This is a genomic window from Actinomycetota bacterium, from assembly GCA_018333515.1.
In the GTDB taxonomy this organism is placed as follows: Bacteria; Actinomycetota; Aquicultoria; order Aquicultorales; family Aquicultoraceae; genus Aquicultor.
The window spans coordinates 1-19,714 of record JAGXSZ010000022.1 but is presented as its reverse complement, the minus strand read 5'-3'; the positions used below and the strand labels follow the sequence as shown (position 1 = coordinate 19,714).

General features: G+C 53.6%; 21 protein-coding genes. 13 read left to right on the top strand and 8 right to left on the bottom strand.

From position 1 onward, the window contains the following. Positions 1–25: 25 nt before the first annotated feature. The 7 genes from miaB to KGZ93_04730 all read left to right on the top strand — a co-directional run bounded on the left by miaB (position 26) and on the right by KGZ93_04730 (position 7,796). Complete coding sequence (gene miaB, locus KGZ93_04760; protein MBS3908920.1) at positions 26–1,354, top strand: tRNA (N6-isopentenyl adenosine(37)-C2)-methylthiotransferase MiaB; 1,329 nt, start codon at positions 26–28, stop codon at positions 1,352–1,354. 40 nt (positions 1,355–1,394) lie between these two features. After that, the gene (gene amrA / locus KGZ93_04755; protein MBS3908919.1) at positions 1,395–2,765 is read left to right on the top strand and encodes an AmmeMemoRadiSam system protein A; all 1,371 of its coding nucleotides are present in this window, start codon (positions 1,395–1,397) and stop codon (positions 2,763–2,765) included. Beyond that, a complete protein-coding gene (gene miaA / locus KGZ93_04750; GenBank protein MBS3908918.1) occupies positions 2,758–3,702 on the top strand; it encodes a tRNA (adenosine(37)-N6)-dimethylallyltransferase MiaA in 945 nt (314 codons plus the stop codon). The genes amrA and miaA overlap by 8 nt, the downstream gene beginning before the upstream one ends. Before the next feature lie 2 nt (positions 3,703–3,704). Further along, positions 3,705–4,544: a diaminopimelate epimerase gene (locus KGZ93_04745; GenBank protein ID MBS3908917.1), complete on the top strand. Its 840-nt coding sequence runs from the start codon at positions 3,705–3,707 to the stop codon at positions 4,542–4,544. A 174-nt stretch (positions 4,545–4,718) separates the two neighbouring features. Further along, positions 4,719–5,876 carry an LL-diaminopimelate aminotransferase gene (locus KGZ93_04740; protein MBS3908916.1) on the top strand — a complete coding sequence of 386 codons (1,158 nt, stop codon included), beginning with the start codon at positions 4,719–4,721 and terminating at the stop codon, positions 5,874–5,876. Between the two features lie 41 nt (positions 5,877–5,917). Beyond that, a complete protein-coding gene (hflX, locus tag KGZ93_04735; GenBank protein ID MBS3908915.1) occupies positions 5,918–7,213 on the top strand; it encodes a GTPase HflX in 1,296 nt (431 codons plus the stop codon). A gap of 178 nt (positions 7,214–7,391) precedes the next feature. Then, positions 7,392–7,796, top strand: a complete 405-nt coding sequence (locus tag KGZ93_04730) for a BlaI/MecI/CopY family transcriptional regulator (protein ID MBS3908914.1) — start codon at positions 7,392–7,394, stop codon at positions 7,794–7,796. 85 nt (positions 7,797–7,881) lie between these two features. Here KGZ93_04730 and lexA read toward each other — a convergent pair whose 3' ends face one another. Beyond that, positions 7,882–8,502 (bottom strand): transcriptional repressor LexA, encoded by a 621-nt coding sequence (gene lexA, locus KGZ93_04725; GenBank protein ID MBS3908913.1) that lies wholly within the window; start codon positions 8,500–8,502, stop codon positions 7,882–7,884. Between the two features lie 277 nt (positions 8,503–8,779). Here lexA and nrdR point away from each other — a divergent pair, with 277 nt between their 5' ends. The 4 genes from nrdR to KGZ93_04705 all read left to right on the top strand — a co-directional run bounded on the left by nrdR (position 8,780) and on the right by KGZ93_04705 (position 12,576). Continuing rightward, positions 8,780–9,226, top strand: a complete 447-nt coding sequence (gene nrdR / locus KGZ93_04720) for a transcriptional regulator NrdR (GenBank protein ID MBS3908912.1) — start codon at positions 8,780–8,782, stop codon at positions 9,224–9,226. 166 nt (positions 9,227–9,392) lie between these two features. Continuing rightward, entirely contained in the window at positions 9,393–11,591 is a 2,199-nt protein-coding gene (nrdD, locus tag KGZ93_04715; protein MBS3908911.1) for an anaerobic ribonucleoside-triphosphate reductase, read from the top strand. Positions 11,592–11,608: 17 nt separating this feature from the next. Next, positions 11,609–11,854: a thioredoxin family protein gene (locus KGZ93_04710; protein ID MBS3908910.1), complete on the top strand. Its 246-nt coding sequence runs from the start codon at positions 11,609–11,611 to the stop codon at positions 11,852–11,854. Next, entirely contained in the window at positions 11,845–12,576 is a 732-nt protein-coding gene (locus KGZ93_04705; GenBank protein ID MBS3908909.1) for an anaerobic ribonucleoside-triphosphate reductase activating protein, read from the top strand. Before KGZ93_04710 ends, KGZ93_04705 begins: the two co-directional genes overlap by 10 nt. A gap of 117 nt (positions 12,577–12,693) precedes the next feature. Here KGZ93_04705 and KGZ93_04700 read toward each other — a convergent pair whose 3' ends face one another. Next, positions 12,694–13,050 carry a DUF5615 family PIN-like protein gene (locus tag KGZ93_04700; GenBank protein MBS3908908.1) on the bottom strand — a complete coding sequence of 119 codons (357 nt, stop codon included), beginning with the start codon at positions 13,048–13,050 and terminating at the stop codon, positions 12,694–12,696. Positions 13,051–13,305: 255 nt separating this feature from the next. Between KGZ93_04700 and KGZ93_04695 the strand changes: the two genes are divergently transcribed. Then, the gene (locus KGZ93_04695) at positions 13,306–13,767 is read left to right on the top strand and encodes a transposase (GenBank protein MBS3908907.1); all 462 of its coding nucleotides are present in this window, start codon (positions 13,306–13,308) and stop codon (positions 13,765–13,767) included. Positions 13,768–13,772: 5 nt separating this feature from the next. On the opposite strand, the gene KGZ93_04690 is transcribed toward KGZ93_04695, so the two are convergent. Next, positions 13,773–14,129, bottom strand: a complete 357-nt coding sequence (locus tag KGZ93_04690) for a hypothetical protein (GenBank protein ID MBS3908906.1) — start codon at positions 14,127–14,129, stop codon at positions 13,773–13,775. An 89-nt stretch (positions 14,130–14,218) separates the two neighbouring features. Beyond that, entirely contained in the window at positions 14,219–14,563 is a 345-nt protein-coding gene (locus tag KGZ93_04685) for a DUF2304 family protein (protein ID MBS3908905.1), read from the bottom strand. 123 nt (positions 14,564–14,686) lie between these two features. On the opposite strand from KGZ93_04685, the gene KGZ93_04680 reads away from it, so the two are divergent. Next, positions 14,687–14,845: a hypothetical protein gene (locus KGZ93_04680; protein MBS3908904.1), complete on the top strand. Its 159-nt coding sequence runs from the start codon at positions 14,687–14,689 to the stop codon at positions 14,843–14,845. Between the two features lie 74 nt (positions 14,846–14,919). Here KGZ93_04680 and KGZ93_04675 read toward each other — a convergent pair whose 3' ends face one another. From KGZ93_04675 to KGZ93_04660, 4 genes are all read right to left on the bottom strand, one after another. Further along, positions 14,920–16,521, bottom strand: a complete 1,602-nt coding sequence (locus KGZ93_04675; GenBank protein MBS3908903.1) for an O-antigen ligase family protein — start codon at positions 16,519–16,521, stop codon at positions 14,920–14,922. Positions 16,522–16,583: 62 nt separating this feature from the next. Continuing rightward, positions 16,584–16,931, bottom strand: coding sequence for a hypothetical protein (locus KGZ93_04670; GenBank protein ID MBS3908902.1), 348 nt, complete (start codon positions 16,929–16,931; stop codon positions 16,584–16,586). 325 nt (positions 16,932–17,256) lie between these two features. After that, a complete protein-coding gene (locus KGZ93_04665; GenBank protein MBS3908901.1) occupies positions 17,257–17,877 on the bottom strand; it encodes a hypothetical protein in 621 nt (206 codons plus the stop codon). 6 nt (positions 17,878–17,883) lie between these two features. Next, positions 17,884–19,434, bottom strand: coding sequence for a hypothetical protein (locus tag KGZ93_04660; GenBank protein ID MBS3908900.1), 1,551 nt, complete (start codon positions 19,432–19,434; stop codon positions 17,884–17,886). Positions 19,435–19,714: the final 280 nt, after the last annotated feature.

Genomic DNA, 19,714 nt, shown 5'->3' with positions numbered 1-19,714 from the left:
TCGCACATTTGTTACAATATTTGCCATGAAGAAATTCCACATAGCGACCTTTGGTTGCCAGATGAACAAGCATGATTCGGAGCGTATGGCCGGACTCCTCATAGAGCGCGGTTACGCGCCCTGCGGCGACCCCGCGGAAGCCGATGTCATCGTCTTCAACACCTGCGCTGTCCGCAAACACGCCGAAGACCGTTTTTTTGGAAACCTAAACAACCTGAAGGCCGATAAAAGAGCCAACCCGAACCTTATCATCGCGGTGGGCGGCTGTGTCGCGCAGGCCGAGCGCGAACGTATCCTTGAGAAATCGCCCCATGTCGACATCGTATTCGGCACCCACAATATGCCAAATCTGGGTTTTATGGTCGAGGAGGCGGAACAAGGCAGGCGCGCGGTCTGCGCGGTCGCCGATGAGATAGAGATAATGTCGACCGCCGTGCCGAGCGCGCGCGAAGAGGCGCACCATGCGTGGGTTCCCATCATTATCGGCTGCGATAACTTCTGCAGCTATTGCATAGTCCCGCGTACGCGCGGACGCGAGACGAGCCGAACGCAAGAGGACATAGTCGATGAGGTCGAGCGACTCGTCTCCGAAGGGGTCATCGAGATAACGCTTCTGGGCCAGAACGTCAATTCCTATGGGCGCGACATCTATGGCGAAAGCAGGTTCGCGCAGCTCTTGAAGAGGCTCAACGGCGTGTCGGGACTGCTCCGCATACGCTTTATGACATCGCACCCGAAGGACCTGACCGATGACATCATCTACGCCATCGCGAACAGTGATAAGGTCTGCGAACATATTCATCTGCCGGTTCAGGCGGGCTCGGACAGGCTTCTTAGCGCTATGAACAGAAAATACACAAAAGAAGGATATTTGGCGACGATTTCGAAGATATATGAAGCGATACCCGGAGTCGGCATCACAACCGACATTATGGTGGGATTTCCAGGTGAGACCGAGGAAGATTTTTCGCACACCCTGGATATAGTCGAAAGAGCGCGTTACGACTCCGCGTTTACCTTTATCTTCTCGCCGCGCGAAGGCACGCCGGCTGCGAAAATGAAGAACGAGGTCCCCGCCGGTATAAAATCGGAGCGATTCGACCGGCTTCTGGCCTCGCTCAACCGGATAAGCCTCGAGAACAACTCGGCGCTCCTTGGCCGAGAGCTGGAGGTCTTTATCGAAGGCGTCGGCAAGAGGGACGAGAACATACTGACCGGGAGAACCCGGACCAATAAAGTAGTCAATTTCGAAGGGTCCGCCGACTTAGTCCATACTGAGGCGGTTATCCGAATAACCCAAGCTAAAACGTGGTCTTTACGCGGTGAACTGCTCGAAGTAGCGGTTAAGGGTTAGCGTCGTAGTCATGCCGTTCTAAGCGGCAAAGGGGGAGCCAATGCCTATTGTAATCGGTTGTTTGATGCCTCACCCGCCTATTATTATCCCCGAGATAGGCAGGGATAATATCGACCGCGTGTCGTCGACTATGCGGGCGATGGATACCATATGCGCGGCAGTCGCTAGGGCCAATCCTGAAACGCTCGTCTTCATATCGCCGCACAGCGCCGGCTTTGCCGACAGTATTGCGGTCAAAACGACCCGGATTCTTGCCGGATCGTTTAAAGATTTCGGAGCCCCCAATATCCGCCTGATAGCAAATCTCGACGAAGAACTGCTCGCCGCATTGTTGGTAGAGGCCGAGAGGTACGGAGTATCGCTAACCAAAATCGGGAATGACCACATCAAGCTGTTCCAGTCCGAAGCGCTCGACCACGGTGTCCTGGTGCCGCTTTATTTCCTTCAAAGATATATCGACGTCCCGGTGGTATCGCTCGCGGTCAGCTACGCGGGAGCGGACGAGCACTACGCGCTGGGCGCCGCTATCGAGAAAGCCGCTAACCGCGCCGGCGGAAGAGTCGCCGTCATCGCCAGCGGCGACCTCTCGCACCGGCTCACCCCGGGTGCGCCGGCCGGCTTTAACCCGCGCGGAATCGACTTCGACGCGAAGATAATCGAGATAATCGAGACCGGAGACTTCAACGAACTCTTCGAACTCGACCCGATGCTCGTCGAAGATGCCGGCGAATGCGGCCTACGTTCGATATACGCGCTCGCGGGATGCTTTAACGGGCGGCAAGTTCACACCAGTATCCATTCTTATGAGGGACCGTTCGGTGTAGGCTACCTGGTGGCATCGGTTCTCCCCGGTCGACCCGACCCGGAGCGCGAATTTATGGTACTCGATTTCGAAGAAGAGTTGAGCGAGCCTGTCAGGCTGGCTAAACTCAGCCTCGAGCAATATATCGGTCTTGGGCAAGTCGTCGAGCCGCCCGATAATACCCTCCGGGAATTGCTCGACAGGCGCGCCGGAGCCTTTGTCTGTATTAAAATCGCCGGCGAGCTGAGGGGCTGCGTCGGAACGATTCTGCCTACGGAAGAGAACATCGCCCGCGAAATAATGGCCAATGTCGTCCAGGCCGCCCAGGCCGACCCCCGCTTTACGCCGGTCGGCGAAGCGGAGTTGCCGCTCCTTCAATACTCGGTGGACATCCTGGGCGCGCCCGAAAAAATAGATTCGACTTCACACCTCGACCCCAAGCTTTACGGAGTAATCGTCAGAAAAGGCGCGAAGACCGGCTTGCTCTTGCCCAACATAGAGGGCGTCGATACGGTCGAGCATCAACTGGCTATCGCCAAGCAAAAAGCGGGCATCCCCATACATGACCGAGCCGACCTGTATAGATTCAAGGTGACCAGGTATGAATAGTAAACTGGTCGTAATCGCGGGTCCCACCGCGAGCGGCAAGACCGCCGTCTCGACGGCGCTCGCGAAAGCGCTCGACGGCGAAATCGTATCGGCCGACTCTATGCAGGTTTATCGGCGCCTGGACATCGGAACGGCAAAGGCGACCGCCGAAGAAATGGCCGGGGTGCCACACCATCTCATCGACATCATCGAGCCCAGTGAGCCTTTTAGCGTAGCCGCGTACCGGCTCCTCGCGGACGCCGCCGTAAAAGACATCACTGCGCGCGGCAAACTGCCTATCCTGGCCGGCGGCACCGGTTTGTATATCAGATCCGTCATAGACGAACTGGAATTCCCGGCGGGAGACCTCGCATCCGAGATAAGGGAGCGCCTGGAGGACCGCGCGGCCGACACAGAGCCCGAGACGCTCTACCGAGAGCTGCTCACTAAAGACCCGGCGGCCGAGAATATCATCCACCCCAAAAACAAGCGCCGCATCATCCGCGCACTCGAGGTAATCGAGCGAACCGGGCGGCCGTTTAGCGATTTTCATAAGGCTTGGTCAGACCGGGTCTCCCATTATGACCTGGCGATGTTTGGTTTAACAATAGAGCGGGCACTGCTTCATGAGCGCATTAACGTTCGTGTGGACCGCATGGTCGCGGATGGTTTGCTCGAAGAAGCCCGCTCACTAATCGACGCCGGTTACGAACAATTTTTGACATCACAGCAGGCCATAGGGTATAAAGAAGTTATTCGCCATATTAAGGGCGAGACCTCTTTAGGGGACGCGATTTCGACGGTAAAAGCAAGAACCAGGCAATACGCTAAACGCCAGATGACATGGTTCAGAGCCGACCCGCGCATAACGTGGGTCGACATGACGGAGAAATCCGCCGGCGCGGCTGCCGAAGAGATATTAGCCCGTCTCGGAGGCGGATTTTACTTGAAAGGGTAACCATGTTGCTGAATTTCGCCAAATATGAGGGTTTGGGAAACGACTTCATAATAATAAAAAACTTGGACGGCTCGGTTACTCTGACTGTCGAGCAAATAGCCGCGCTCTGCGACCGCAACTTCGGAATCGGTGCCGACGGCTTGATATTCGCCAGGCCTTCGGCGAGCGCCGATTTCTTTATGGATTACTACAACTCGGACGGCTCGCTCGCCGAGATGTGCGGCAACGGTATCCGGTGCTACGCTAAATACCTGGTAGACGAGTGGTTGACCGACAAGTCCACCCTTATTATCGAGACCAGGGCCGGAGACAAACAGGTCGAGCTGGTGCTGGACAGGGGACGAGCGATAGGGGCGAAGGTAGACATGGGCGCACCCGAACTCGAAGCGCTAAAGATACCGGTTCGCACCGAAGCCGAGCGAGCGATAGATGAGCGGTTTAGCTTCGGCGATACCGTTATTAGAGCGACCTGTGTTTCGATGGGCAACCCGCATTGCGTCATCTTCGTCGATGATGTAAAAGAAGCGCCTGTTCAAACGCTTGGGCCGGTTATAGAGACGAGTGACTACTTTCCGCGGAAGACCAACGTCGAATTCGCGCAAGTCATATCGAGAGACGAGATCGCGCTCCGTGTCTGGGAGCGGGGTAGCGGGGAGACACTCGCTTGCGGAACCGGCGCCTGCGCCACGCTGGTCGCCGCCGCGCTCAACGACAAGACCGGCCGTTTCGCCGTAATACACCTGCCCGGCGGAGACCTCTCCGTTACCTGGAATGAAGACGGTCGTGTACTGATGGAGGGGCCCGCCAAAAAAGTCTTCACGGGGACCATAGACGTGAAGTAGGGCTACGGCCCTTTAGCCGATAGAAAAGAGAGCTAAAGCCTTAAATCGCTTCTGGTTGCGCGCGAATATGCCTAGCATTACCAGGGCAATATATGTTAGCTTTAAAAGCAAATTGTTGTGCCGACCGAGTGGGCTATATAGTTACAGGATAGAAATGAGGAGGACGCAGCGGTAATGAAACTTGCAAAGAGAATCGACAACCTTCCACCATATTTGTTCGCGGAGATCGATAAAAGGGTCGCGGAAAAACGGGCGCAGGGAGTAGACGTCATAAGCCTGGGGATAGGCGACCCAGTAGAGCCGACGCCGAAAAACATAATAGACAAGCTTGCGAAAGAGGCCGAAAACGCCGCGAACCACCGCTACCCGTCCTACTTCGGCATGCCCGACTTCCGGCGCTCGATTGCCGGTTGGTACAAAAAGCGTTTCGATGTCGACCTCGACCCGGAGACCGAAATCCTGCCGCTCATCGGCTCGAAAGAGGGTATCGCTCATATAAACTTCGCCGTTCTCGATGCCGGCGATACGACGCTCATCGCCGACCCCGGCTATCCGGTCTATAATACCGGCGCCATTCTCGCCGGCGTCAACCCCGTTCATGTGCCGCTGGTCGAGGAGAACGACTTTCTCCCGGACCTCGACGCGATCGACGCGGGCACCAGCAAGGCGGCGAAGATGCTGATGTTGAACTACCCGAACAACCCGACCTCGGCCGTCGCCGGCGACGACTTCTTCAAGGACCTCATCGGTTGGGGCGAGAAAAACCAGGTCATAATCGCCCATGACAACCCATACTCGGAAATCACCTTCGACGGGTACGTCGCGCCCAGTTTTCTCCAATACCCGGGGGCCAAAGAGGTCGGCATAGAATTCAACTCCTTGTCGAAGACTTACAATATGACCGGCTGGCGAATCGGTTGGGCTTGCGGAAACGCGAAAGTAATCGAAGCGCTCGGCAGGGTCAAGACCAACATCGACTCGGGCATCTTCAACGCCATACAATACGCGGGTATCGAAGCGCTCGAGGGTCCGCAGGATATCATCGAAGAGATGTGCGACATCTACCGGAAGCGCCGCGACCTGGTCATGGATGTACTCGGCAAGCTGGGGCTCGGATGTCGTGAGCCGAAGGCGACGATTTACGTCTGGGTCAAAGTCCCGAAGGGCTATACCTCGGCGAGCTTTGCGACACATGTGCTCGACAGCGTCGGCGTCATCGTATCGCCGGGCAACGCTTACGGACCATCCGGCGAGGGATACGTTAGAATATGCTTGAGCATCCAAGACGACCGCCTAGTCGAGGCGCTGGATAGGATAAAGACGCTGGTTTAGGAGATATTTTAACTAACGCCGGCGCTAACGGGGGAAAGCGAATCAAACAGACGAGTTTCGTGACCGAAAAAGCGGCCGAAAAGGCCGTCATAGTCGGCGTGCAAGTCGGCGCCGAGACCGATTGGGAGGCCGAGCAGACCTTAAACGAACTCGAACATCTCGCCTCTACGGCCGGTGCCGAAGTCGTCGACAGGGTGAGCCAACGTCTATCCAAGCCGAACGTGCGCACTTTTATCGGGCCGGGCAAGGCCGAGGAGATATTCGAGGCGGCAAAGGGGGCCGGCGCGGATATCGTCCTATTCGATGTCGACCTCTCACCGTCACAGCAAAAGAATCTTGAAGACATCATGCCGAATATTAAGATTCTCGACCGCACCGGCTTGATTTTAGACATCTTCGCACAGCGCGCGCGCTCAGCCGAGGGCAAGCTCCAGGTCGAGCTGGCGCAGATGAACTACATCCTGCCGCGCCTTAAAGGGATGTGGGGACACCTCGAACGCCTATCGGGCGGAATCGGCACCAGAGGGCCCACTAGGGGGCCGGGAGAGACGCAACTCGAGTCGGACAAGCGGATGATTCGCAAACGAATCCAGCGCCTTACGAACGAGATAGAGGAGCTAAAGAGGAATCGGTCGGTTCAGCGGCAGAGACGGCAAAAACAGGGCGTCTTCAACGTCTCTCTGGTCGGATATACGAATGCGGGCAAATCGACCTTGTTAAACGCGCTGACCGGAGCGGATGTCCTGGTCGAAGATAAGCTCTTCGCCACGCTCGACTCGACGACCCGCAAGCTCGCTGTCGACCATCGAAGAGAGGTCGTGCTCTCGGATACGGTCGGGTTCATAAAAAAGCTGCCGCATCAGCTCGTGGCCGCATTCCGCTCGACCCTGGATGAAGTAAGAATGGCCGACTTGCTCTTGCACGTCGTCGACGCCGGCCATCCGCGCATGGAGGGGCAGATAAGGGCGGTCGAAGATGTTTTGGCCAAACTCGAAGCCGAGGATAAACCCCAGATACTAGTCTTCAATAAAATAGACCTCCTCGACGACGCCGACCGTGAGCGGCTGAAAAGGGTCTACCCCGAGAGTGTTCTCGTCTCGGCGGTCAATGGGGTGGGACTGGGGGGGATACGGGGGGCTGTCGAGCGAGAGTTGCAAAAGCGCACCGTCCGGCTCCACCTGCTTATCCCTTATACAAAAGGGTCGTTTTTACAGCGCCTTTACGGCACCGGTACCATCATATCCGAGACACATACCGCCGACGGCACCGAACTCGTCGTCGATATGCCCCTGGGCGACCTCGGCGAATACGCGCAATTCGAACTCTCTGGAAGTTAGCCCGAAAGCCCCGACAAGAGCCGCCCGCGTCCAAACAGGCGACCAAATAAGCGTACTCCCTGCTCTAAAGGGAATTCATACCGTATCGCCGAACAGCCTTGGTATTTGCTATTGCATAGTACATGCATTCTACTCTAGTATATAAATACTAATAATCTATACCTCAAGGGAGATGACTATGGCGCGACAAGTTAAAACGAAGGAAACCCCGGCCCTGGCCGATATAGGCCTCGGCGAACTGGAAGCCTCGGTAATGCGCATTGTCTGGGATAAGAACGTAAACACGGTTAAGGACGTCTTTATCGAATTGTATCCAAAGAGACGTCTTGCGTACACGACCGTAATGACGGTAATGAGAAGGCTCGCCGAAAAGGGCGTTCTCGAACAGGACCGAGCGGCGAAGACCTATTATTATAAGGCGAAAGTCAGCCGGGACGAGATGGCGGAGAGCATGATAAACTCTGTCGTCGACAAAGTCTTGGGCGACGTCAGCGCCGACATCCTGATAGATATTATAAAAAAGCACACCTTCACGCCGGAAGAATTGACGGCCTTGGAACGGAAACTGTCGGCCGCCAAATAGCAACTGTCGGGACCGATTGTCAGGGCTAAAACCCCGGACTACGAGCGTTGGCGCCAAAAAGCGAAAGCCCGCTTTAGCTTTCTTGCTAGAGCTTCCGCATCAAGCCTACGACCTTGCCGAGTATGGTAAGGTCGTCGACGACGATTGGCTCCATGCGCGGGTTCTCGGCTTTGAGCACGAAGCTCTTCTCTCGCTTAAAGAAACGCTTGACGGTGGCTTCGTCTTCGACGAGCGCCACAACGATATCCCCGTTATCGGCGCTGTTTTGCTGCCGTATGACAAGGTAATCGCCATCGTATATGCCCGCGTCTATCATGCTCTCGCCGCTGACCTTGAGAAGAAAGCCGTCCTCGCCTGCTATCTCTACCGGAACCGCGATGATGTCCTCGATGTTCTCCTGCGCGAGCAACGGCATGCCCGCCGCGACCCGTCCGACCAGCGGAAGGCTTTTGACCTTGGACGCGCTCACGCCCGCCGTGCCCGCGCGAAAATCCAAGACTTCGAGGGCGCGCGGTTTCGTCGGGTCGCGCCTGATGTAACCCTTTTTCTCGAGCGCCGCCAGGTGGCTGTGGACAGTCGAACTAGACGTCAGCCCGACCGCCCGCCCTATCTCTCTAACCGACGGCGGATATCCGATTCTGCCTATCTCTTTAAGAATATAATCTAATACCTGCTGCTGACGCCGGGTCAAATCGGTCCGCTCCATAGTGCCTCCTCCGCTACGGCAAATCGTTGTAAAAACTATAACACAAAACTATGTTCCCCACAAACATAGGTTCGATTGAACGACCGCGTCGCATCCATGCATATGATCGGCAATGGAGCGCTTGAAATTTTTTAACCGCTCTACCCAGCGGTTATTTCAGAAACGCAAAAGTTTCTTCCAAATATGGATTGTAGACACCATATATAGTGGTATACTTAGTTAACAACGCAATATGTTGTGGATAAACCTGTGGATAACCAGTGATCAAGGTGCGAACGTGAGGTGTCCTTACTGCGGTTATGCTGACTCAAAGGTGATCGATTCGAGGCTGAACGAAGCGGGCGACGTGACTCGGAGAAGGCGCGAATGCTTGGAATGCGGCAAACGGGTAACATCCTTTGAAAGAATAGAAGAGCAACCGCTTACCATCATCAAGAAGAACGGGGAACGCGAGCCGTTCAGTAGAACTAAGCTGCTGGAAGGTATCTTAAGAGCGCTTGTTAAGAGGCGTGTGGAAAGGGAGATAATCGAGCGGATAGTAGACGATATCGAAAGCAGCCTAAGGAACGAGTTTCGGCACGAGGTCGCATCCCGAGAACTCGGAGATAGGGTTCTCAGGGCTCTAAAGGTAGTAGACAAAGTGGCTTATATTCGCTTTGCCTCTGTTTATCGGGACTTTAAAGATTTAGAAGAGTTCACACAAGAATTGAAGATACTAACGTAGTCCGATTAGAAGCAAAATCTATGATCATAATGGAGTAATTCTTGTCATAACAGTCAGCCGTAGTCATACTATTTTTTCGCATTACTAAAAACAGCGATATTCGAAGCTAACAGAGGCAAAGCGTATTTTTAATGTACGGGCGGTTTCATAGGAGGTAATAGCAGTCATGTCCGAGTTGAGCGTCGCAGCAGAGACCGAGGAAGCGAGAGAGCCTGACAGTAAGCTGAAGCACGAGAGAATCATAAACGTCGTCAAGACCCATCCCGAAGAGGGCAGCGCCACCGATATCGCGCTCCTCGTCAGCACCTCATCCAAGGCCGAAATAAACATCTGGGACAAAGAGAAGATAACGAACTCGCTTATCAAAGAGACCGGGGCGGGCGAAAGCCTCGCGAGCGAAATAGCCGACGCGGTCGAGCGCAAGCTCTTCGAGAGCAACTTCAGCTCGATAACGACGAGTATTATCAGAGAACTCGTCGACCTGGAGCTGCTCCAGAGAAACTTGACCATCATGCACAAAAAACACTCCCACCTCGGCCTGCCGATGTTCGATGTGGAAGAGATAATAAACAACGCCAACAACGAAAACAGCAACACGACCCACAATCCGGAGTCTATAAACCTTACGCTCGCCGAGACGATTCTTAAAGAGTTCGCGCTGCGCAAGGTCTTCAGCGAAGATGTGGCGCTCGCGCACCTGATGGGCGATGTCCACCTCCATGACCTCGGCTTCATAATCAGGCCATACTGCGGGGGCCACTCGCTCGAATACATCAAGAAATTCGGCTTGTCGCTTCCGAATATAACGAGCACCTCGAAACCGGCGCGCCACCCGGAGGTCTTAATCGGCCACATGGTAAAGATGGCCTCGAGCCTACAGGCCCACTACGCGGGCGCGGTCGGCTGGGAAGCCGTCAACATGTTCTTCGCGCCGTATCTCGTCGGCCGGACATACGATAACATCAAGCAGCTCGCGCAGATGCTGATATACGAGTTTAACCAGCTCGCCGGTGCGAGAGGCTCGCAGGTCACCTTTACCGATTTCAACCTCTATTGGAACATCCCGAAACACTTCGCGGACACGCCGGCCGTGGGTCCCGGCGGGGAGTACACCGGCAAGACCTATAAAGAGTATGAAAAAGAAGCGCAGGCGTTCGTCAGGGCGATGTTCGAGATTTATCTCGAGGGCGACGCGAACGGCAAGACCTTCGTCTTCCCGAAACCGCTTCTCCACATCAACGACGAGTTTTTCAAGACGACCGGTTGGGAAGAGTTCCTCGAGCTGGCGTGCCTCGTCGCGTCGAAACAGGGCATCACATATTTCGTCTTCGACCGAGGCGATGAGGTAACGGTGAGCCAGTGCTGCCGCCTCAAACTGAAATTAGGCGAGCAGGACCTGGTCGAGGCCAAAGCCCCTGAGAAGATGCGGTTCTCGGCGCTGCAGAATGTCACTATCAACCTGCCCAGAATCGCGTATAAGGCGATGGGCAGCGACGAATTGCTCTTCGCCGAGCTAAACCGGACGATGGAGATGGTGGCTAAAGCGCACGTCCAGAAGAAGGCTTTCATCGGCGAGTTGATGGATCTCGGTCCGCGCGGACCGCTTGCGATGCTGTGCTCATCCCGCGACGGGGAGCCGTATCTCAGGATGGATCGTTTGACCTACCTCTGCGGCCTTCTCGGGCTAAACGAGCTGGTCGAGGCGCACACCGGCATGGAGCTTCACGACTCCGACGAAGCCCTGAAATTCGGCCTCAAAGTCATCTCGCACATGAATTTGAAGTGCAGGCAGCTCTCCGAGCAATATGATATCAAGATGGTTCTCGAGGAATCGCCGGCCGAATCATCCGGCTACCGCCTCGCCAAGCTCGATATGAAGTACTATCCGACACAGACCAAAAACGTCATCAAAGGCAAGGTCGAGAGCAACGAGTACTACTATACGAACAGCATCCACATCTCGGTCGAGGCGCCGGTAGACTATGTGGAGCGCGTGAGAAAGCAGAGCCTCTTCCACCCGCTGATAGAGGCGGGAGCGATAATACATGTCTGGCTGGGTGAGAAAGAGCCTTCGCCGAAATCGATTGAGAACTTCGTCTTAAAGACGTTCAAGGGCACGCACGCCGAGCAAATCGCGTTCAGCCCGGAGTTTACGGTCTGCGAAGGTTGCCGGCGTACAACTCGGGGTCTCATGGAGGCCTGCCCGGAGTGCGGTTCGGAAGAGGTCTACGGCATAACCAGAATCGTAGGGTATTACTCTAAGATACCGACTTGGAACAAGGGCAAAGCGGGCGAACTGGTGGATAGAATAAGGACCGGACTGGTTGCGGAGACGAGCGTCTCCGGTAATGGGTATGGGTGTTAGACTGGGGGATGCAATAAATGTCGCGGAAGGTCAAGGTCTTTTGGAAAAACGAGTGCCCGAAGTGCCCGGCGGCCAAAACGCTCGTATCGGGGAGCGGTAACGCCGAACTCTTCAATCTCGACGAGGTCGACGGGATGGCCGAGGGCGCCTTTTACGGAGTGATGTCTACTCCCTCGATTATAGTGACCGACAACGACGGCCGGGAGCTTGCCGCGTGGCGCGGTGAGGTACCGAGCAAAAAGGACATCGTTGAATGGCTGTAAGAACAGAGCAGGATTTCGCCATAAAAGGCTATATTCCGCTTAGCATGCTCGACTGGGAGGGCCGGCTCGTTACGACCGTCTTTCTCGGCGGCTGCAATTTCCACTGCCCGTTCTGCCATAACGCCGAACTCGTGACCGGCGCGGGTCGGCTCCCCGATGTCGCCTGGGGGATCATCGAGGGCGTCCTTGCGGACAAAGCCGGCTGGATAGACGGCGTTTGCGTATCGGGGGGCGAGCCGACCCTGAGCGAGGGGCTTTTCGAGCTGCTCCGGCGCGTAAAGAGTTTCGGCTTTAAAGTCAAGCTCGACACCAACGGGAGCCGACCGAATGTGCTGAAGAAGCTCCTGGAAGAGCGGTTGATCGATGCGGTAGCCATGGATATCAAAACGTCGTTTGATAAATACTCTCTGGTGTCAAAAACGGCTGATTCGGCGGACAGGGTGAGGGCGAGTATCGACCTACTGGTCGAGGCCGAAGCTAAAGGCTTGCTCGACGCCGAATTCAGAACTACCGTCGTGCCGACTATCGTCGAGCGTGAAGACGTAATCGAGGTCGCGCAATATTTGCGAGACGCGGGAGCTGGACGCTATATGTTGCAACAGTTCAACCCGAAGACGGTCATGCGGGCGGAGGCGGGCTCCATTAAACCGCTCAGAAAAGACGCGCTTGAGAAACTCGCAGCGGAGATATCGAGCATTGTCCCGGCCACCGCAATAGTATAGTAGTATAGGGTCAGGTCTTTAATTTTTAGTTTTAGATTATAGCAACCCTGAACCCTGTAAATAATCCCACACATTGCCTCACCAGTTAGTCTTTAGACTGCGCGAGTGAACCCCGTCTCAAAGGGTTCGGGTTAAAAAGTTTATTGAGTAGGACCCTGCTTCTTTTTGGTGTTTTGACGCATATACTTCAAGCGCTTTGGCTATTAGGCCAAATCTATCGGACGGAAGAGAGTGCGGCACGATAAGCACTCCGGAGTGTGGTCTACAATCATTGAAGAATTGAACCGTTAGCATAATAAAATCATTACGGTTTCTGGTCACCAGACGTCTTCCTTGCGATACGGCATATTCTAGCTGCTCTGAATCAGAGGCCTGGACCATGTCAACCTCGTGGCAGCTCACCACATCAACCCCCTGTTTTCTTAGAATCTTAGCGATTTTAGGGCTTAAGTCCTCGTCCAGGTAGAATTTCACGATCTACCAACCGAAAGATAAGGGTGCCTTTCTTGAATTCGCTCTAAAGTCCAGCCCTCGTTTTCAGCTATTAAGCCATCAATCTCTTCGGGATAAGCTTTGTAATAGCCTATAGCCGACCTAAGTTGTTGTTCGGTAAGCCAGTGATATGTTTTGTGCAACCGTTTAAATTTAGAAACATATCTAAATTTTGTCCTTAGTTATTGCACAAAACATACGATTACAATATTATAATATCTTATGGAGGGCAGACGCTTGCACAGCAGAGGGGAAAAGGAGCAAGCCGGCAATGTAAGTCCAATGCCTCTTACCTACCACGTTATCCTTTCAACACACAACCAAGCGCCTCATTTTACTTCTTCCGGCAAATGCAACAACCTAGCCTACCTATTATTTGAAATAGCCGTCCTTCATAAGTACAGCTTCTTCGCCTTTTGTATTATGCCCGATCATGTGCATATCCTTTGCCGGCCAGGCGATTTGCTCACGAGTCACTTCATAAATCTACTGAGGGTTAGATACGAATACCTTGCAACAAAAAGCGGATATCAGACTCCCATATGGCAACCTGATTATAAAGAGCATCCTTTATCACATGAAGAGATAATAGATACCGCCCTGTTTATCTTCGAAAGCCCGGCAAGAGGAGGCCTGGTTGACAGCGCCATGGATTATTCCCATTCCTTCGTATACGGTGGTAAGGATTACCGTCCGTAGAAGAACTATTTAGCTAACTTCCTTCTGTGTTCCTCCACGTCCTCTTCGATTCGCTTGATTCGCTCTATTACGAAAACATGTTCTTGATCAAGACGGCGCAAAATGGCTATCATTTCGTCTTGCCCAGTCAGAACCTGGTCGCGAAAAACGTAAAACTCATCCTTTGTGACCATTTGATCGAGTCGCTGGTCGTGCTCAAATAATTTCACGGAAATGCCGTCTAGCCGCTGATCGATCTTATCAAACCGCTGATCGACAGCCTCAAACCGCTGATCGACCTTGTCGAACCGCTCGTTGATGGCTTCAAATTGCTGATCGTGCTCAGTTAATTTTTGGATAATTTTATCTTGGCCTTGGCTCATGCTCTTATGCTATGATTGGCAAACAACTTTGTCAATAAATATACCCAAAGCTTAAGAAAATCTTATCCATTAAGGGCGCTAGGGGATTCTCAATCCTGCTCCGGGGCTTTCGTCTTGTCACCAGCAAGAGCGAGTTCGCTGACGAGCTGCGTCAATTCGGTTTCAACTTGTTTTAGCTTAGCGGTGACCTTATAGAGCGCGTAAAAGACGCCCAACATACTGACAAAGACTAGCGCGTCGAAACCCCGCCCCATGCCGATTAGATGGGCTAATAAGTTTGTTTTGTTCGGTGCGAAGACTACCGCAACGATTCCAAGCCAGAGAAATGTCCAAAGCAGCAACTCCTGAATCGAAGCGCCGTGCTTCCGGTATCGGCTGTATACTTTACTCCAAGCATATACTGCGAACAACATAGCGATTATCTTGACTATCACTTAGCGCTCAACGCCTTCCTATATGTTCTGTTGACGGCTGCCGGCTGATAGCTGAACGCTGATGGCTTTAAATACATCGTGGCCGCGCCATTGCTGAACTTCTGGATAGGGGGTATCTCTAAAATGGGCAAGCCGGAGCCGGAGCCGAACAAAACCGTCAGAAGTTTGAGCCGACACGAAGCCTATAACGACGGCAATATGGCTAAACAGCTCCGGCAGACGATGTCGGCAAGGCTCTACTACGACGTAATTGCGGGGGATGAGATTGTTTTGAGGTTTTAAAGAGTGTCGCTGCGTCAATTTACTCATCATACTATGCCGGCCATACGTTTCATGCTGCCGGTATTCTGGTTCAATTATCCACCAATCCGAGCCATGGCGTCTCTCGCTTCCTGGTTGTCGGGTTGGACAGACAAGACCTTTTCATAATGGAGTCGAGCGTCCGCAGGCTTGCCTAAGCGCGCGTAAGATTTCGCCATAAGTATATTTGCGGTTATATCATAAGGGTTCACGTCCATAACGAACCGCAACACGTTGATTGTGTCTTCATACCGGTTCTGGGCAAACCGGACTTGGGCAAGAACGACGCGCGCGGGTATAGATCTTGGGCGCTTGCTTAGCGCAACGTCTAGGGCTTGAGCCGCGTAATTTAACTCCGGCGCAGCGGCACTGGGCGCCGCGCCCAAGAGAGTATTGGCTAGATAAATGTAATGGTCTGCTTCGTCGGGCTCGAACTTTATGGCCTCTTCTAACACTATAATAGACCTGCGAGTCAAGTTGTAGTCTCTCAACTCCCAGCCGACTTTTTCAAGGTAAGCGCCGTAATCATCATAGTATTTCCCATTCCTGTATAGGCTAATGGCTTTTTCATAGCTCATGACGGCGTTATTGGGATTACCGATATTTGTATAATATAATGCCTGGTGATAGTGGTGGTCGGCCGCGACCATCGTGAACGAGAAATAAGCCGCGACAGCCGAAAATAACACCATTATGGACAATACGACTTTGAAACTAGCGGAACGCGCATCGTCGAGGTTTACAGTTGTCTTCTTGACACTCGCGGTCGCTGCTATAAGCGCCCCGCATATAATCCAAAACACTGCGCTGCTGCCAATAACACTTATGCCAAAGAGCAAGTGGACAAGGTAGCCAATAAACGCTGCTAGCAAACCTAGGTAAGTCAGCCTTTCGCCTTCTTTTACCTGTAGCGCACGCTTGACCGATAGAAAGAGGGCTAAGACAAAGAAAAGCACCAGTAACACGGCAGCGGGGATGCCCACGGTCGTCACGAGCTGCACGATGTAGTTATGAGCGTTGTCGGCGACGGTTGCGCCTTGGGTCGTCTTAACAAATTCTAACGTTTCATATCGACTAGCGCTAAGCCTAAAAGTATCCGGCCCAAAACCGAGAAGGGGTTTGTCAGAAACCATTTTCGACCCGGCTTTCCAAATCTCGATTCGTTGTTTCGCGCTGCCCTCAGCAATCTGAACTGTGGATATTATGCGCTCAACGAGATTCGTGACATCATGGCCGGAACTTATCGAAAAGACGGCTAAGGCGGCGAAAACGGAGGCAGCAAGAATGATTATAAATATTATCTTACGAGGATTTACCAGAATCGCACGGCCACCAAACGCTATAAACGCAAAGAGCGATATCACCGCACCAATCCACGCGCTGCGGGTAAAAGCGGTCAGCAAACAGACGAAAAGCAGAAACAGGCTGCCCCCAAAGATAACATTATCTTTGGTGCTATTAGCTCGCATAAACTCGACCAAAGCTATCGGAATTGCCAGCACCAGAAAACCCGCGAGCAAGTCCGGGTTGCCGAATGTGGAAAAGCTTCGGCGCTCCTCAAACGGCACAATGGTCCACGGCAGCGGGTCTATGCCAAAATATTGCATAACCCCGTAAAGCGCAACCAACAGGCCGGACATCGTTATTGTCTTATTCAATCGGGAAAGCTTTCCGTAGTCTGAGAATACTTGCACGGCGAGCATATAGAGAATACCGTAGTTTAGCAGAGTAAGGAGCCCCTCATAGCGCTCATACCGGCCGTGAATCGCGGTCGGCAGGTGAATGAGGCCGCAGCTGAAGCCAGCGCCAGCGCCAGAAAACCGATAAGCGCGAAATCGATATTGCTCCATCTGAACTCCAGCTTCTTGGAGACTTGTATCTTGCGGGCCAAAATCAACAGAGCGGCCAATATTAGTATTCGAAGTATTAACAGTTTTGGTAAGTCGAACTGGTCGTGCATCATCAATAGAGGTCTCGATATCGCAAGGGGAATAATAAAGGCAATGGACAGGAGGGCATAGAGCATCCATTCGTTCAACTTCTTCTCGAGGGTTATTTGCACTTTCATACTCCAGAAATCATCCAGCTTGAGAGAGGCTATATCTCTTGTAGTCAGCGACCTACACTCTTGGCTGCTTTTTATTGCGGTTCAGGGAACAAGCCGGTTCCTTGCACTAGTTGTTAGTATAGCGACAAGACCAGCATCAAGCCATAAGATGTTTCTTTGCGAAACACCATTCTCACACCTTAAAAGAAAGAGACCCGCATTATGCGGGTCTCTTTTGTGTTTTATTCTATTTTATTCTATGTTGCAAGTCATCCGTTGCGATATTTAGTTATGTCATCCGTTGCAAGCCTTTGCGAGTAATCCTTGTTAAACCAACAACTCAACTTTACGGCAAGCCGCGGGTTAGCAACTCGTCGTCGTGGTTGTCTGTAGTAAGCGTCGGCGAATCGATGTGATCGCTTGCGCTCGTAGCGTTCCAGACTGTCGGGTTGTGGCAGTCCAAGCAGACGCTGTCGAGGTCGTGCGCGACAGCGACGACGCCATTAGGAGCGGTTCTTGTCTCACCAACACCGACCCACCTGTTGTTGTCAAAGTCGAGACCGAAGAGGTCGTCTTTGAGCATCTTCCAACCGAGGGTGCGGTGCGGCCAGCTGAAGCCGTCGTCGGCGCACATCGCATCGATGTCGGCAGCGGTCTTCGCGGTACCGCTCTGCCTCCAGTCTGAATTCCAGTTAGCGGTGCGGGACTTCTTGAAGAACGCGAACGAGGTGCTGCTTGTCTCGAGCGAGCCGATGTTTTGAGCGAGCGTGTTCGGCTGGCCATCGCTGGTCGCGCCCATCGTGTAGGTCGACTTGTTTGTAGTGTTGTCGGAAGCCGTGATGGCGTTGGTTACGACAGCGCCGGTGCTGCTCGTGTTATGACACGTTGCGCACCTGCTCGAGCCCTTGTGGCAGTTGCGGCAGTGTGGGCCGAAATTTTGTTCATCCTCCGGATTGAACACCATCATGCGGCCTCAGTGCCTTGGCTGCGAGTCGTGGCCGTATGCCAGGTCGTAGTGCGCCCTGTCGTTAACCGTGTTGCCGTCGCTTCCCGAGGTAGTAGTACCCCTGAGCGCGCGGTCCTCGCTGAAGAGCGGGGCTTGCACCGTGTGCTTGCCGGCGTTACCGTCATGGCAGTCGGTGCAGAAGTCGCTTACGCTCCAGACGTTACACGGTGCTGTCGCGCTGAAAGCGACACCCTTCGAATTGGTAGCGTCGGTCGTGTATTTCTCGGTGAAGGTATAGTCGCTTGTGGTATCTGTGTTGATCCAGGTAGCGATTGCCTCTGAGCGGCGCACGTTCATGCCGAGGAAGCCGATTGCCTCACCGGTGCTCTTGGGGAACTTCGCTGTTACGCCGGCCGTTGTATGCTTCCAGAGCGTCCTGGCGTTACCCATCGGGGCGTCCCAGTCGATGGCTATCTTGTTGACCGGATAGCTCGTGTTCTTGTCGAACTCACGCAAACCACCAACTATGTTGTCCGGAATCTCCTGGCCCGGATTGATGGTAATCGAGGAAACCTCCGCGTCCAGTATGGGCTGGTTCTTCGCGTCGAAGGTTATCTCCGACATCTTCTTGCCGCCGAGCTTCAAGATACCGCTCTCGATTGTCGACGTAGTACTTGCGATCTCGCGGTCCGGGTTCTTGATCAAGAGCCAACTGCCGGATTTCCAGAACGGCTTGTTGGTGCCCTGCGGGTTGTCATCCTTCTTGAGCGCGGTAGCCCAGTCGTCACCGCCTGAGTTTACGATACCGTATACTTGGCCCTTTACGTTGCCGGTTCCGTCGATAGCGACGATACCGACCGGCCTGCCGGCGTTGTTGAAGCCGAGCATGCGCGCCGGGTTGGCGTGCGGGCTGTGGCAGTCGAAGCAAGAGAAACCGCCCTGCCAGTAGTTAGGCGTAAATGCCGGGTAGGTATCGTCCGGCGCTTTCCACTTGCCGGTGCTTATGCCGAAGCCCATGGTGTGGCCAACGTTGTACTCGGTGGTAAAGGCGTCGTTGTTGTCCATCTGGATGTTGTATCCAGAGCCCGCGCCGGTGCCGTGGCACCAATCGCACGCCTCGAACCTGGTGTCCGAGCGGAGCAACTTGAACTTGCCCGCCGCGCGGTGGACCGCGTGGCACTCACGGCACCTGTGGGTGGATGTGAGGTAGCCGCCGTGCGGGCCGGACGTGAATACGCCGTCATCGGTAAATTCGCCGTCGCCGTCGCGGTCGACCATCTTGCCGCCCGCAACGTAGTCCTGGGCGTCGTTGTAGTTGTAGCCGTCAACGCCGGCCGTATACGGGCTGTTCCAGGTGCCGTAGGGGTGGGTGCTTAAGCCAAAACCCGTCGAACCGGTGTAGGAACCTGAGGTAGCGGGTTTGCCTTCCTCGTAGTACAACCAGTTCTTGCCGGAAATATCATAGTCGCTAGCGACGATATTGCCCGGAGCGCCTGCGGGCTCCTGTTTCGCGAGCGCCATGCCGCCCATCGCGAACAACAACGCCAAAGCCATCATTATAACCAATGCTTTTTTCATACTTTTCACCTCCTTTTTCGTTGAAATCGATTTAATAACATCTTTCATAAATATTTCACCTCCTTTCAACAGGGAATAGAATAAATAGAGTATTCAAACTTTAAAAAAGTGGGAACGCGCGGTATTTGACTTGCTATGGAGTAAAAAACACCCATACTATCCTTTTTCGCTTGTCGGGTTTGGTCTTAAGGTTTTCAAAATGAAGGCTGCGTCTAGTATTGTGAATAAGGGCACTAAGCGTTGCTAAAAATTAGCGATATCGCTCTTACGGGATACCGCT

What these genes read in the sequence shown, in the direction of transcription:
- KGZ93_04705 (MBS3908909.1), top strand. Translation starts at nt 11,845, where the DNA reads ATGGCTGTAAGAACAGAGCAGGATTTCGCCATAAAAGGCTATATTCCG.
- KGZ93_04690 (MBS3908906.1), bottom strand. Translation starts at nt 14,129, where the DNA reads ATGAGCCAAGGCCAAGATAAAATTATCCAAAAATTAACTGAGCACGAT.
- nrdD (MBS3908911.1), top strand. Translation starts at nt 9,393, where the DNA reads ATGTCCGAGTTGAGCGTCGCAGCAGAGACCGAGGAAGCGAGAGAGCCT.
- KGZ93_04740 (MBS3908916.1), top strand. Translation starts at nt 4,719, where the DNA reads ATGAAACTTGCAAAGAGAATCGACAACCTTCCACCATATTTGTTCGCG.
- amrA (MBS3908919.1), top strand. Translation starts at nt 1,395, where the DNA reads ATGCCTATTGTAATCGGTTGTTTGATGCCTCACCCGCCTATTATTATC.
- miaB (MBS3908920.1), top strand. Translation starts at nt 26, where the DNA reads ATGAAGAAATTCCACATAGCGACCTTTGGTTGCCAGATGAACAAGCAT.
- KGZ93_04660 (MBS3908900.1), bottom strand. Translation starts at nt 19,434, where the DNA reads ATGAAAAAAGCATTGGTTATAATGATGGCTTTGGCGTTGTTGTTCGCG.
- KGZ93_04730 (MBS3908914.1), top strand. Translation starts at nt 7,392, where the DNA reads ATGGCGCGACAAGTTAAAACGAAGGAAACCCCGGCCCTGGCCGATATA.
- KGZ93_04665 (MBS3908901.1), bottom strand. Translation starts at nt 17,877, where the DNA reads ATGATGGTGTTCAATCCGGAGGATGAACAAAATTTCGGCCCACACTGC.
- KGZ93_04680 (MBS3908904.1), top strand. Translation starts at nt 14,687, where the DNA reads ATGGGCAAGCCGGAGCCGGAGCCGAACAAAACCGTCAGAAGTTTGAGC.
- lexA (MBS3908913.1), bottom strand. Translation starts at nt 8,502, where the DNA reads ATGGAGCGGACCGATTTGACCCGGCGTCAGCAGCAGGTATTAGATTAT.
- KGZ93_04710 (MBS3908910.1), top strand. Translation starts at nt 11,609, where the DNA reads ATGTCGCGGAAGGTCAAGGTCTTTTGGAAAAACGAGTGCCCGAAGTGC.
- KGZ93_04745 (MBS3908917.1), top strand. Translation starts at nt 3,705, where the DNA reads ATGTTGCTGAATTTCGCCAAATATGAGGGTTTGGGAAACGACTTCATA.
- miaA (MBS3908918.1), top strand. Translation starts at nt 2,758, where the DNA reads ATGAATAGTAAACTGGTCGTAATCGCGGGTCCCACCGCGAGCGGCAAG.
- KGZ93_04670 (MBS3908902.1), bottom strand. Translation starts at nt 16,931, where the DNA reads ATGAAAGTGCAAATAACCCTCGAGAAGAAGTTGAACGAATGGATGCTC.